This window comes from Sporosarcina sp. HYO08, from assembly GCF_001563475.1.
Classification (GTDB): domain Bacteria; phylum Bacillota; class Bacilli; order Bacillales_A; family Planococcaceae; genus Sporosarcina.
The window spans coordinates 224,080-238,134 of the sequence record NZ_LPUT01000027.1; the positions used below are offsets into that span (position 1 = coordinate 224,080).

Annotated in this window: 13 protein-coding genes and 1 other annotated feature; all 13 genes read left to right on the top strand. The window is 44.2% G+C overall.

Translation table 11 applies throughout. The annotated features are described in order from the left end of the window. Positions 1-17 precede the first annotated feature (17 nt). The 13 genes from AU377_RS10305 to AU377_RS10365 all read left to right on the top strand — a co-directional run bounded on the left by AU377_RS10305 (position 18) and on the right by AU377_RS10365 (position 13,936). Positions 18-569 (top strand): UvrB/UvrC motif-containing protein, encoded by a 552-nt coding sequence (locus AU377_RS10305; RefSeq protein ID WP_067407671.1) that lies wholly within the window; start codon positions 18-20, stop codon positions 567-569. Then, complete coding sequence (locus AU377_RS10310) at positions 559-1,650, top strand: protein arginine kinase (RefSeq protein WP_067407672.1); 1,092 nt, start codon at positions 559-561, stop codon at positions 1,648-1,650. The genes AU377_RS10305 and AU377_RS10310 overlap by 11 nt, the downstream gene beginning before the upstream one ends. 235 nt (positions 1,651-1,885) lie before the next feature. Further along, positions 1,886-4,354 carry an ATP-dependent protease ATP-binding subunit ClpC gene (clpC, locus tag AU377_RS10315; protein WP_067407674.1) on the top strand — a complete coding sequence of 823 codons (2,469 nt, stop codon included), beginning with the start codon at positions 1,886-1,888 and terminating at the stop codon, positions 4,352-4,354. Positions 4,355-4,430: 76 nt separating this feature from the next. Further along, on the top strand, positions 4,431-5,807 hold the full coding sequence (gene radA, locus AU377_RS10320; RefSeq protein ID WP_067407676.1) for a DNA repair protein RadA: 1,377 nt from the start codon (positions 4,431-4,433) through the stop codon (positions 5,805-5,807). Between the two features lie 186 nt (positions 5,808-5,993). Beyond that, on the top strand, positions 5,994-7,106 hold the full coding sequence (locus AU377_RS10325) for a PIN/TRAM domain-containing protein (protein WP_067407678.1): 1,113 nt from the start codon (positions 5,994-5,996) through the stop codon (positions 7,104-7,106). 27 nt (positions 7,107-7,133) lie between these two features. After that, positions 7,134-7,826: a 2-C-methyl-D-erythritol 4-phosphate cytidylyltransferase gene (gene ispD, locus AU377_RS10330; protein ID WP_067407680.1), complete on the top strand. Its 693-nt coding sequence runs from the start codon at positions 7,134-7,136 to the stop codon at positions 7,824-7,826. Continuing rightward, positions 7,823-8,299 carry a 2-C-methyl-D-erythritol 2,4-cyclodiphosphate synthase gene (gene ispF / locus AU377_RS10335; protein WP_067407682.1) on the top strand — a complete coding sequence of 159 codons (477 nt, stop codon included), beginning with the start codon at positions 7,823-7,825 and terminating at the stop codon, positions 8,297-8,299. The genes ispD and ispF overlap by 4 nt, the downstream gene beginning before the upstream one ends. Positions 8,300-8,378: 79 nt before the next feature. Further along, a complete protein-coding gene (gltX, locus tag AU377_RS10340; protein ID WP_067407684.1) occupies positions 8,379-9,839 on the top strand; it encodes a glutamate--tRNA ligase in 1,461 nt (486 codons plus the stop codon). A gap of 50 nt (positions 9,840-9,889) precedes the next feature. Continuing rightward, positions 9,890-10,104 (top strand) — a binding site (T-box leader). Positions 10,105-10,187: 83 nt separating this feature from the next. Next, a complete protein-coding gene (cysE, locus tag AU377_RS10345; protein WP_067407685.1) occupies positions 10,188-10,844 on the top strand; it encodes a serine O-acetyltransferase in 657 nt (218 codons plus the stop codon). 1 nt (position 10,845) lies between these two features. Continuing rightward, positions 10,846-12,246 carry a cysteine--tRNA ligase gene (gene cysS / locus AU377_RS10350; RefSeq protein WP_067407687.1) on the top strand — a complete coding sequence of 467 codons (1,401 nt, stop codon included), beginning with the start codon at positions 10,846-10,848 and terminating at the stop codon, positions 12,244-12,246. A gap of 3 nt (positions 12,247-12,249) precedes the next feature. Next, positions 12,250-12,669 (top strand): Mini-ribonuclease 3, encoded by a 420-nt coding sequence (locus tag AU377_RS15530; protein WP_067407689.1) that lies wholly within the window; start codon positions 12,250-12,252, stop codon positions 12,667-12,669. After that, positions 12,669-13,427, top strand: a complete 759-nt coding sequence (rlmB, locus tag AU377_RS15535) for a 23S rRNA (guanosine(2251)-2'-O)-methyltransferase RlmB (RefSeq protein WP_067407691.1) — start codon at positions 12,669-12,671, stop codon at positions 13,425-13,427. Before AU377_RS15530 ends, rlmB begins: the two co-directional genes overlap by 1 nt. Beyond that, a complete protein-coding gene (locus AU377_RS10365; RefSeq protein WP_067407693.1) occupies positions 13,424-13,936 on the top strand; it encodes an NYN domain-containing protein in 513 nt (170 codons plus the stop codon). Before rlmB ends, AU377_RS10365 begins: the two co-directional genes overlap by 4 nt. Positions 13,937-14,055 lie beyond the last annotated feature (119 nt).

The window sequence follows — 14,055 nt, forward strand, 5'->3', positions numbered from 1 at the left end:
ATACGAGGTGGCGCAAGATGTATTGTGAAAATTGCAAGGAACGCCCTGCATCTGTCATTTTAAAGCAGGAAAGCATGGAAGGCTCCGTTGAACGGCATTTATGTGAAAAATGTGCTTTTCATTCGCAAACATTCCAATTTGACCCGAGTCACGAACCATTGTCCATTCAGCAGTTTTTGGCGCACTGGTTCGGTGGAGCAGATCCATTCATCGCTCCCCAACAAAAGAAGGAAATTCCAAAAGGACCAGAGTGCCCTGAATGCCATTTAACGTTTAGCAAGTTTCTTGAAATCGGGAAATTTGGTTGTGCAACATGCTACGACTCGTTCCGCGCTTTGTTGCCCCGTGTCTTAGGTAAGTTACATAATGGACATTCCGCGCATATTGGTAAAGTTCCCGAATCTTTCAGCGGACTTTATGCGATTAAAAGAAAGCTGGAAGAAATTCGGGTGAAAATGCAGGAAGCGGTAGAAGCAGAACGATTTGAAGAGGCTGCCGAACTGCGTGACGAAGCAAATCGCTTGAAGGAACGTCTAGATAGTGGGGGTGGAGAGTACAATGTCAATTGAGAAATTTATGCAAAACGCCGTAACGGGCTGGATGGCGGCGCACGGAGAGCATTCAGACATTGTCCTGTCTACCCGGATTCGCTTGGCGCGTAATTTAAGAGGTTACCGTTTCCCGATCGCCTTTACAGAAAAGGAAGCAGTGGAAATTGATCGATCAATTGCAAATGTTTTATTAGATGAGGAAGAAAATGGGTATTCCTATATGAGGATGTCTGATCTACCAGCACTTGAACGCCAGGTCTTGGTGGAAAAGCATCTCATCAGTCCGCAGTTAACAAATCCCGCAAAGCACGGTGCAGTCATCCTATCAAAAGATGAAACGGTTAGCGTTATGGTGAATGAAGAAGATCATATACGCATTCAATGTATCTATCCGGGGCTCCAGCTAGAAGATGCTTATGAACAAGCGAACCAAGTTGATAACTTTTTAGAAAATCAATTGCCTTATGCATTTGATGAGGAATTCGGCTTTTTAACAAGTTGTCCATCTAACACTGGAACTGGCATGCGCGCTTCCGTCATGATGCATTTGCCGGCACTGACCATTACAAAGCAAATTGACCGTATCATTCCAGCCATTTCCCGGCTTGGCATGGTCGTGCGGGGAAGTTACGGGGAAGGCAGTGAAGCGCCAGGCAATGTTTATCAAGTATCCAATCAGACGACACTTGGTAAAACAGAACAAGACATACTTGCTGACCTTGGCAATATCACATCACGTCTCATCGCCCATGAGCGTAAATCCCGGGAGCTACTGCTTGCCAAATCTCGAATTGCCTTAGAGGATCGTCTGTTTCGTTCGCTTGGTACCATTTCCTATGCCCGTTTACTACCCACTGGTGAAGCGGCGCGTTGTCTATCCGATGTTCGGCTAGGAATTGATCTTGGCATCATTCAAAATATTCACATGTCCATTTTGAATGAACTGATGATTTTCATGCAGCCTGGTTTTTTACAGCAGTACGCTGGAACGGAGTTAACGCAAGAAGAACGCGATATATTCAGAGCAAAACTGTTTCGCGGAAGATTAAATCAAGAAAAAGAGTATGCTTCAACTGAAAAGGGTAATGAAGAAGAGTAAATTAGCTCATTGGCAAACGCCAGCATCCATGCATCGATTTCTTCCTTGAACACGCTGGAACTATAAATAGCTTATTGGCAATATACTAGGTTATATCGTGTGAAAAGATCAAAGTTGATTTTTTGGAAAAAGGATTCTAGCGTGTTCAGTTGAATACGTAATACTAAGGCAATTTTTCACGCTTGGTGAGGTAGAAAGAAATGGATGCAATATAGAGAGAAGGAGAGGATTGTATATGATGTTTAATCGATTTACGCAACGTGCACAAAAAGTTTTGCAACTTGCTCAAGAAGAGGCCATTCGCCTTAAACATGAATCGATCGGAACCGAGCATATTTTGCTTGGACTGATTCGAGAAGGAACGGGCATTGCTGCCAAAGCATTGGAAGCAATTGACGTTAGCTTAGAAACCATTGAACAAGGTGTTGAAAAGCTCGTTGGATACGGGGCGAAAGAGGTTGGACCGATCGTTCACTATACCCCGCGGGCTAAAAAGGTCATTGAATTGTCCGTTGATGAATCGCGTAAACTGGGTCACTCTTATATTGGCACAGAACATATATTACTTGCGCTGATTCGCGAAGGAGAGGGCGTAGCGGCGCGTGTTTTAAACAATGCTGGCGTCAGCCTGAACAAAGCGCGTCAACAAGTTCTTCAACTTCTTGGCAGTAACGACAGTTCAGTCGGCAACCAAGGTGCATCCAATTCAGCAGCAACACCAACATTGGACGGTTTAGCACGTGACTTGACAGAAATTGCACGGGAAGGTTCTTTGGATCCTGTCATTGGGCGAAGTAAAGAAATTACACGTGTAATCGAAGTGCTTGCACGCCGGACGAAAAATAACCCAGTCCTCATCGGGGAGCCTGGCGTTGGTAAAACAGCGATCGCGGAAGGGCTTGCCCAGCAAATTGTGAACAACGAAGTACCCGAAATCTTACGTGACAAACGTGTCATGACACTCGATATGGGAACGGTCGTTGCGGGAACGAAATACCGCGGAGAATTTGAAGATCGTATGAAAAAAGTGATGGAGGAAATCCGTCAAGCTGGTAATATCATTCTCTTTATTGATGAGTTACACACATTAATCGGGGCAGGTGGAGCAGAAGGTGCGATCGATGCTTCCAATATTTTGAAACCATCACTTGCACGAGGTGAACTGCAATGTATCGGTGCGACAACGCTTGATGAGTATAGAAAATATATTGAAAAAGATGCAGCACTTGAACGTCGTTTTCAGCCGATTCAAGTTGACGAACCAACTGTCGAGGAGACTGTGCAAATCATTTACGGTTTGCGTGATCGCTACGAAGCACATCACCGCGTAAAGATTACAGACGAAGCGGTTGAAGCGGCAGCTAAAATGTCCGATCGTTATATTTCTGATCGTTTCCTGCCGGATAAAGCAATTGACTTAATTGACGAAGCGGGCTCTAAAGTACGTCTTCGTTCCTATACAACACCTCCTAACTTAAAAGAATTAGAACAAAAATTGGAGGCCATGCGTTCCGAGAAAAACGCAGCTGTTCAAAGTCAAGAGTTTGAAAAGGCGGCCTCTTTCCGGGATAAAGAACAGAAATTAAAAGAAGAGTTGGAAACAACAAAAACAGCATGGAAAGAAAAGCAAGGGCAAACGGAATCGGAAGTAACGGTCAATGACATTGCGGAAGTTGTAGCGATGTGGACGGGTGTGCCAGTTGCTAAAATTGCTGAAACAGAGACTGAAAAACTATTGGGCATGGAAGAGACATTGCATGAACGCGTGATTGGTCAAGGAGAAGCAGTTACCGCTATTTCTCGAGCGATTCGCCGTGCACGTGCAGGCCTGAAAGATCCGAAGCGTCCAATCGGTTCCTTCATTTTCCTTGGACCTACTGGCGTTGGTAAGACAGAACTTGCAAGGGCACTTGCAGAAACAATGTTTGGCGATGAAGATGCGATGATTCGAATTGACATGTCGGAGTACATGGAAAAGCATTCGACTTCTCGACTTGTTGGATCGCCTCCGGGCTATGTAGGGTATGACGAAGGGGGCCAACTTACCGAAAAAGTTCGCCGCAAGCCTTATTCCGTTGTCCTTTTAGATGAAATTGAAAAGGCGCATCCGGACGTCTTCAATATTCTGTTACAAGTATTAGAGGATGGACGCTTGACGGATTCAAAAGGACGTACAGTAGACTTCCGCAATACAGTCGTCATTATGACGTCCAACGTCGGGGCAGAGGCATTGAAGAAGAATCGCTACGTTGGTTTCAACTTGCAAGATAGCAATCGAGACTATGAAGGTATGAAGGATACAATGCTTTCTGAATTGAAAAAAGCGTTTCGTCCAGAGTTCTTGAACCGGGTAGATGAAATGATTGTCTTCCACTCGCTTGAAAAAGAGCACTTGCGTGAAATTGTTTCACTTATGTCCGACGAGTTGACAAGACGACTTAAAGAGCAAGATATTGAGCTCGAAATCACAGAGGAAGCGAAATCCAAAATTGTGGAAGAAGGGTATGATCCAGAATACGGCGCACGTCCGCTCCGCCGTGCAATTCAGAAGCATGTAGAAGATCGTTTGTCAGAAGAACTTCTAAAAGGAATGATATTGACAGGCGGAAAAGTACTTGTTGATGTGGAAGCGGGCCAATTTATCGTCAAAACGATGAAAGAAACAGAGGTAGAAGCTGAAGCCGAAGCAGTAGCTGAAAAATAAAGCATGATCCGGATAGTCCATCCGCCGAAATTTTTCGGACGGGATGGGCTGTCCTTTTCGTATGGAGAGGAATTTTATGGCAAAAAGAAAAACAAAATTCATGTGCCGTTCCTGTGGCTATGAATCATTGAAATGGATGGGACGCTGCCCAGGTTGCGGCGAATGGAACACGATGGATGAAGAGGTTGAAATTATTCCAAAGAAGGGAACTCGCGGGGCATTTCAGCATTCGGAAAATAGTCGTCAAAAGGCAATGCCGATCAGTTCGATCGAAACGATGGAAGAGCCGCGTATTCGAACAGATCTTGGCGAGCTTAACCGTGTACTTGGCGGCGGAATTGTTCCTGGTTCACTCGTTTTGATCGGGGGCGATCCGGGAATTGGAAAGTCGACGTTATTGCTTCAAGTATCTTCCCTGCTTGCAAACATTGGGCAGCGTGTCCTTTATATTTCAGGAGAAGAATCGATTCGCCAGACGAAATTACGTGCTGAGCGACTTGGCGTTACTTCTGACGAATTATATATTTACGCGGAAACAGATCTTGCGCAAATTCATGAAACGATCGATGACGTAAAGCCGAAATTTGTTATTGTCGATTCCATCCAGACTATTCACCATCCAGAAGTGACATCTGCACCCGGTAGTGTTTCGCAAGTGCGGGAATGTACGGCCGAATTGATGCGTATTGCTAAAACAAAAGGGATTGCAATCTTTTTAGTCGGTCACGTAACGAAAGACGGTCAAATCGCAGGACCGCGATTACTTGAACATATGGTTGATACGGTTCTTTACTTTGAAGGAGAACGTCACCATACATACCGTATTTTGCGCAGTGTGAAAAATCGGTTTGGCTCAACGAACGAGATCGCTATTTTCGAAATGCTGCAGTCAGGATTAAAAGAAGTATTGAACCCTTCAGAGTTGTTTTTACGGGAAAGGGCGCAAGGTGGGATCGGCTCAACGGTTGTCGCCTCCATGGAAGGGACACGCCCCATTCTCGTTGAAATACAAGCGCTTATTACCCCTTCAAGTTTTAATTATCCGAAGCGCATGGCGACGGGATTAGATCAAAACCGTGTCTCACTATTGATGGCTGTCCTAGAAAAACGAATGGGTATGTTACTTCAAGCACAAGATGCCTATATTAAAGTAGCAGGAGGTGTCAAACTTGATGAGCCTGCCATTGATCTGGCGGTGCTCGTAAGCATCGTATCTAGTTATCGTGAGACGGCCGCTGGACTTGCAGATTGTTTTATTGGAGAAGTCGGACTGACAGGGGAAGTTCGCCGTGTCTCACGCATCGAGCAACGTGTGACAGAAGCGGCTAAGCTTGGCTTCGAACGTGCAATTGTTCCCGCATCCAACATCGGCGGATGGGATTTTCCACCCAATATTCGAGTAATTGGCGTAGAAACAGTAAGCGATGCATTGAAAGTGGCTTTTTCCAATTAATCCAGTAGGGGCATTCGCGGGCGCCGCATCATTTTTAGCGGGAATCTTTGGTTCGATTTTTATTGCAACTTTTCATGCGATAAAACTGTCTAAGTAAAGAGTTGCAAAATTTCCCTTCTGCCAAGGTTAATCAAGGCGTATAAATGGGAATACATGTATAATTATGAAAAAAAGGAGGTGAATGTGTTGCTGAAATGGGTAGTAAAAGGAGCATTTATTTTAATTGGAGGTACGTTGGGTGTATTATTTTTACCGCATTTATTTGTCTTATTCTCATTTTCCTCGACACCTATGATTAATAACCCCTACGTATCTGCAATCCTCGGTGCCGTGATTCTTTTCTTTATCGGTCTCTTTTTAGTGGATCCAATCATCAATCTCATTAAATGGATGGAAGAGCACCTATTGAAAGCGCCGATCTTGGACTTACTTTTTGGTTCTATCGGACTCACAGTTGGTTTAATCCTTGCTTTTCTTGTCAGTTTTGGATTGAGTGAAATTCAAATTCCAGTCATTACATCAATTTTGCCGATCTTATTGTCTATTCTGCTTGGGTATTTAGGTTTTCAAGTTGGTTTTAAGAAGCGGGAAGAGTTCATTAGTGCGATTCAACACGCAAGAATTAGTGCACCGAAAAAGAAGGAAGCGGATGGAGAAAGCGATTCGAAGAAGGAAAAAGCCGAAAAATATAAGCTGTTAGATACAAGCGTTATTATCGATGGACGAATTGCTGATATATCTGCGACGGGCTTTCTAGAAGGAGTGTTGGTCGTGCCGCAATTCGTGCTGACAGAACTTCAGCATATTGCTGATTCTTCCGATACATTAAAGAGAACAAAAGGCAGACGCGGTTTGGACATTTTAAAGCGGCTGCAAACAAACGATGGTTCGGAAATTTTAATAACGGATGAAGATTTTCAGGATGTTCCCGAAGTTGATTTGAAGCTCGTTCGGCTCGCGAAAAGTATGGAAGGAATTGTCGTGACAAACGATTTCAACCTCAATAAGGTAGCAGATTTGCACGGTGTATCCGTATTAAATATTAATGATTTGGCGAATGCAGTAAAGCCGGTCGTCGTACCTGGTGAAGAAATGCATGTTGTCGTCATTAAAGACGGAAAAGAATATAACCAAGGTGTTGCTTACTTGGATGATGGAACGATGATTGTCATTGAAGATGGAAAATACCATATTGGAAATCCGCTTGATGTCGTCGTGACAAGTGTGTTACAAACTTCCGCCGGAAGAATGATCTTTGCAAAACCTAAAAATGGCAGACCGATGCGATTAAATGGGTAATGATGATAATAGACAAGGAAGATGGATGTGGAGTATACAGTAATGATCCCGGCAGCCGGCAGCGGAAAACGAATGGGCGCCGGGATGAATAAACTTTTTCTAGAGCTTTCGAACAAGCCGATTCTTGTTCATACATTACTTGTGTTTGAGCAAGATCCAGCTTGTGCTGGCATCATCATTGCTGTTAAGCGAGAAGAGAAGCCGCAAATTCAAGCGATGATCGAACAGTTTGGGGTAACGAAAATAAAAGCACTCGTTGATGGGGGCGAAGAACGCCAGCAAAGTGTGGCAGCCTGCTTGCAGGCTTATGACAAGGATGATATCGTCCTTGTCCATGATGCTGCGCGTCCATTTATACGCCGTCACGTCATTGGGGCGCTTGTTGAAACAGCTGCACGTGCCGGAGCCGCAATTGCCGGAGTTCGAACGAAAGACACGATGAAGCTTGCACCGGAAGGCACGGTAGAAAAGACAGTTGATCGAGAAGGCTTATGGATCATTCAAACACCGCAAGCATTTCGCTATGGGATATTAAAAGCAGCCTCTGATCAAGCGGCAGCAGCTGGATTTTTAGGGACAGATGAATCGATGCTAGTGGAAAGGATCGGTCATCCTGTTAAAATAGTGGAAAGTACGTACGATAATATTAAAATGACCACAAAAGAGGATTTACTCTTCGGGGAAGTTTTATTGAAGCAAAGTGGAGGGTTGGAACGATGATTCGAATTGGCCAAGGGTTTGATGTACATAAATTTGAAGAAGGGCGTCCGTTAATTTTAGGAGGCATTACCATTCCTTATGATCGTGGATTGGCAGGGCATTCAGATGCCGATGTTCTCTTGCATACGATTACGGATGCTGCGCTGGGCGCCATTGGTGAAGGCGACATCGGCAGACATTTCCCAGATACAGATGAATCCTATAAAGATGCGGATTCCGCCATTTTATTAGAAAACATTTGGAAAATGGTAAAAGAAAAAGGATACAAACTTGGCAATATCGATTGTACGATCATTGCGCAAAAGCCGAAAATGGCACCGCATATTGAAGTCATTCAGAAGCGGGTAGCGGAACTATTGGAAGCAGACGTTTCCCAAGTAAATATTAAGGCAACTACGACGGAAAATCTTGGTTTTACGGGCAGAGAAGAAGGTATTGCCTCTATGGCTGCCATTTTACTCGTCAAAGTTTGAATAGGTTGAGCGTCTTTTCAAGTGGAGAAAGTAATGATAAAATAGCACGGAATATAGTAAGAACGGAGAGGTACAACTTATGACAACTGAAGTACGTGTACGTTATGCGCCAAGTCCGACAGGCCATTTGCATATTGGCGGCGCACGGACAGCGTTATTTAACTATTTGTTCGCACGCCATCATGGCGGTAAATTTATTGTGCGAATTGAAGATACGGATATCGAGCGCAACATCGAGGGCGGCGAGCTGTCTCAGCTTGAGAACTTAAAATGGCTTGGCATTGACTACGACGAGTCCGTTGATATCGGCGGTCCGTACGGTCCATATCGTCAAATGGAACGCCTAGATTTATATACGAAATATGGCCAACAACTGCTTGATGAAGGTCATGCGTATAAATGTTTCTGTACAACAGAAGAGTTGGAAGCAGAGCGTGAAAGACAAAAAGCTTCTGGTATCGCAGCGCCAATGTATAGCGGTGTTTGCCGCCATTTAACTGCAGAACAAGTTGCGGAAAAGGAAGCGGCAGGTCTTTCTCATACAGTTCGTATGCGTGTACCTGAAAATGTCACATATAAAATTGAAGACCTTGTCCGCGGGGCGGTAACGTTTGAATCAGAAGATATCGGCGATTGGGTAATCGTCAAGGCGAACGGTATCCCGACATACAACTTCGCCGTTGTCATCGATGATCACTTGATGAAAATCTCCCATGTTTTCCGAGGTGAAGAGCATTTAACGAATACGCCGAAACAAATGATGGTGTCAGATGCTTTAGGATGGGGATCGCCGCAATTCGGCCATATGACGCTAATCGTCAACGAAGAACGAAAAAAGCTATCTAAACGAGATGAGTCCATTATCCAGTTCATTTCACAATATAAAAATCTCGGTTATTTACCGGATGCGATGTTCAATTTCTTCGCACTGCTCGGCTGGTCGCCAGGTGGAGAAGAAGAAGTTTTTTCGAAAGACGAGCTGATCAAGCTGTTTGATGAAAGCCGTTTGTCGAAGTCGCCGTCTATGTTTGATAAAACAAAACTAACATGGATGAATAACTTGTATGTGAAAAAGCTTAGCCTTGATGAAGTCGTCGCACTTACATTGCCACACCTGCAAGAAGCGGGTCTTGTCAATAAACAATTGACGGTTGAAGAGGAAGCATGGGTTCGCAATTTAATCGCACTTTACCACGAGCAGCTTAGCTTCGGTGCGGAAATTGTTGAGCTTTCTGCCCAGTTTTTCAATGATCACATTGAATATGATGAACAAGCGACAGAAATCCTTGCCGGCGAACAAGTACCGGCTGTCATGGCAGTGCTCGCAAGTGAACTTGAAGGGTTAGAGACATTTGATGCAGATTCTATCAAGGCTGCAATTAAAGCGGTTCAAAAAGAAACGGGGCAAAAAGGGAAAAACCTCTTTATGCCGATTCGTGTCGTGACGACAGGCCAAACAAATGGCCCTGAACTGCCGGCAGCAATTGCTCTAATTGGTAAAGAAAGAGCGATCGCCCGCATCGCGAAATTTGCTCAGTAATTTGACTTTCGTGCTTGTCTTATGGGAAAATACAACTAATATATATTTGATCGAAAGCTTCGAGAAGGAGAAGTACACTTTGTAAGCACTTCAGAGAGGATCATCATCGGCTGCAAATGATCCGTGCCGCTACACTGTGGAAATGCACCTTTGAGTGCCGTACCGAATGAAAGTAGGTCGGACGCATTGCCGGCGTTATCGGCGTCAAGCGGAAAGGCTATGCCTTTCAAGCGGAGTGGAACCACGTATACAATGCGTCTCTGTCATCTTTGACAGGGGCGTATTTTTTTATCTAATGAACGCGTGAACGTTGGTTAAAAACATGAAGTATAAAAGGAGGCATTTCTGGTGTTTCAAAGGATGAAGGAAGACATCCAATGTATTTTCGATCAAGACCCAGCGGCACGGAGTACATTTGAAATTGTCTTAACCTATTCAGGTCTGCATGCAATTTGGGCCCATCGTATTGCACATGCGCTATATAAACGAAAACTTTTATTCCCCGCAAGACTTATTTCGCAAATCAGTCGCTTTTTCACTGGCATTGAAATTCACCCGGGTGCCACAATTGGCCGGCGATTTTTTATCGACCACGGGATGGGTGTCGTTATAGGGGAAACTTGCGAAATCGGCAATGACGTAACAATTTACCAAGGCGTCACACTTGGCGGAACAGGGAAAGAGAAAGGGAAACGGCATCCTACATTGCACGACAATGTACTCGTTGCCTCTGGCGCTAAAGTACTTGGTTCCATCACAATTGGTGAAAACAGTAAAGTAGGTGCCGGATCAGTCGTATTAAAGGATGTTCCCCCTCATTCCACGGTCGTAGGGATTCCGGGAACGATTGTGATTGCGAATGGTGTACGGATTAAAGATAAATACGATCATCAAGATCTTCCGGATCCAGTGGCAGACTCTTTTAAACAAATGGAAGAAGAAATGACGCGTTTACAAGAGCGGCTTCAACAGTTAGAAAAACAGCGTGAAAGGGAAGGGATGTAAAATGAGTATTCAAATTTACAATACGTTGACACGTAAAAAAGAGCCTTTTATTCCTTTGGAAGAAGGGAAAGTAAAGATTTATGTATGTGGTCCAACGGTCTATAACTACATTCATATCGGGAATGCACGTCCAGTCATCGCTTTTGATACGGTTCGTCGTTATTTTGCTTACAAAGGTTACGATGTTACGTACATTTCGAATTTTACAGATGTTGATGACAAAATTATTCAGGCTGCCAATGAGCTTGGTGAAGAGGTTGGCGAGCTAACGGATCGCTTTATCGATGCCTATTTCGAAGACATTTTGGCGCTCGGCTGCACGAAAGCAGATGCCCATCCTCGGGTAACGGATCATATTGACGATATTATTCAGTTCATATCTGTCTTGATCGACAAAGGGTATGCGTATGAATCTGAAGGAGATGTCTATTACCGAACGCGTAAGTTTGAAGGGTATGGGAAGTTATCCCATCAATCGATTGACGAACTGCGTGTCGGTGCACGAATTGAAGAAAGTGAAATTAAGGAAAACGCACTTGACTTTGCATTGTGGAAATCGGCAAAAGAAGGTGAAATTTCTTGGGAAAGTCCATGGGGTGCAGGGCGCCCAGGTTGGCATATTGAATGCTCTGTAATGGCGAGAGAGCATCTTGGCGATACAATTGATATTCATGCAGGCGGCCAAGATTTAACATTCCCGCATCACGAAAACGAAATTGCACAATCTGAGGCAATGACTGGTAAAATGTTTGCGCGTTATTGGATGCATAATGGGTATATCAATATTGAGAATGAAAAAATGTCAAAGTCACTTGGTAACTTCGTACTTGTCAACGATATTAGAAAGCAAGTCGATCCAAAAGTACTGCGCTTTTTCATGCTATCCGTTCATTACAGACATCCAGTCAATTTTTCACAAGACTTGGTAGAAAGTGCGGCGAATGGATTGGATCGTATTCAGACGGCATACAACAACTTAAAGCATCGACTGAGCACTTCCGCAGATCTTGGCGATCAAAAAGATATATGGATGCATAAAGTGGATGAACAAATTACGGCATTTGAGCAGGCGATGGACGATGACTTTAATACAGCAAACGGCATTGCTGCGATTTTCGAACTTGTGAAGCTTGCAAACGTCTATTTATTAGAGAAAAATACACAAGCTGAAGTGTTAACATATTTTATAGAGACGTTGGAGCGGTTAATGGATGTACTTGGCATCTCGCTAGAAAGCGAAACGGATTTGTTAGACCAAGATATTGAAGCGTTAATTGAAGAACGTCTCGATGCGCGTAAAAACCGTAACTTTGCGAGAGCGGATGAAATTCGTGATGAGTTGAAAGCAAAAGGTATTTTGCTAGAAGATACAGCGCAAGGCACACGTTGGAAAAGAGGCTAATGTATGGGGAAGTTACGTGACAATGATGTGAAGCAACTCAATGCCCTTGCTCTTGCCTATATGGGAGATGCCGTGTATGAACAAGCGATACGAGAGCATCTCCTTCGCTCAGGGCGTGTAAAGCCGCATATTTTGCATAAGGAAGCAACACGCTATGTTTCTGCAAAGTCCCAAGCGGCAATCATTCGAATGATGCAGCGAACAGACTTTTTAACCGAGGCGGAAGAAGCGGTTATGCGCCGGGGACGGAACGCCAAATCTGGTTCTGTCCCTAAAAACACAGACGTTGTGACTTATAACTATAGTTCGGGTTTTGAAGCGGTCATTGGCTATTTATACTTGCTGCACCAAGATGAACGTGTGGCGGAATTCATCCAAAAATCCATTCAATTCATTGAACAGCCAGAGGAGGCAGAGATGTAATGACGGAAAACGATACGGAATTGATCGGCGGGAAAAATCCCGTCTTGGAAGCATTGAGATCAGATCGAGAATTAAATAAAATCTGGGTTGCTGAAGGGCTGAACAAAAAAAGTATTGGAGAGATCCAAGTACTTGCGAAAAAGAGGGGCATTATTGTCCAAACAGCACCGAAGCAAAAATTAGACAAAATGCTTGATGTGAATCATCAAGGGGTGATTGCGTCAGTTGCTGCTTACCGATACGCCGATTTAGAAGATTTGTTTGCCCGAGCATCTTCAAGAAAAGAAGATCCGTTGTTCCTCATTTTAGATGAGTTGGAAGATCCGCATAATTTAGGTTCGATCCTGCGAACTGCGGATGCAACAGGGGTTCATGGTGTCATTATTCCGAAGCGCCGATCAGTTGGGCTTACCGGGGTTGTCGCTAAAGCGTCAACGGGCGCGATTGAGCATATCCCAGTCGTCCGCGTCAACAACCTTTCTCAAACGGTAGAAGAATTGAAGAAACGCGGTGTTTGGATTGCGGGAACAGATGCAGCGGGTGCTGCTGATTATAGGAGTATGGATTGTACATTGCCGCTTGCGATCATTATTGGAAGCGAAGGCAAAGGAATGTCGCGGATTTTGAAGGAGAAATGTGACTTTCTTTATTTCTTGCCGATGTTTGGACATGTCACATCGTTAAATGCTTCCGTTGCTGCCTCCCTTTTAATGTATGAAGTCGTGCGTAAACGCCGACCTATTCTACCGGAGAGTTGAAAAAGAATGTGCTGCTTGTCGACGGCTATAACGTCGTCGGTGCTTGGGAGGAGCTTCGACAGTTAAAGAAGGAAAGGCTGGCCGATGCGCGGGATCGACTGATTGAACGGTTGGCGGAATATAAAGCGCATATGGGATGGCGCGTCATCATTGTGTTTGATGCGCATCTCGTGCCTGGCATAGAAAAGAAAAAAGTGAAGCATGATGTAGAAGTTGTATTTACACGGGAAAATGAAACGGCCGACGAACGGATTGAAAAGCTTGTTTCCGAGCTATCCGGCCGTCGGGTGCAAATTCATGTGGCGACATCGGATTACACAGAACAGTGGGTTGTATTTGCGCAAGGGGCACTTAGAAAATCCGCACGTGAATTAGAAATAGAAGTTAATGAAATGGATCGAATAATTACAAAAAAAGTGGAAGATATTCAAAAACAACGTCCCTTTTCAAAAATTCCATTATCAGATGAAGTGGCTGAAATTTTTGAAAAATGGCGCCGGGGATTGTAGTGAACGGTTGACGGTAAAATTTTTCATGCGGTATACTTGCTTAAATAGTTATAACTTGAATCAGCAAACGCATTTGCCGCTTCAAGTTAAGCCTTCGGCGGATGTCATAGAAAAAACTG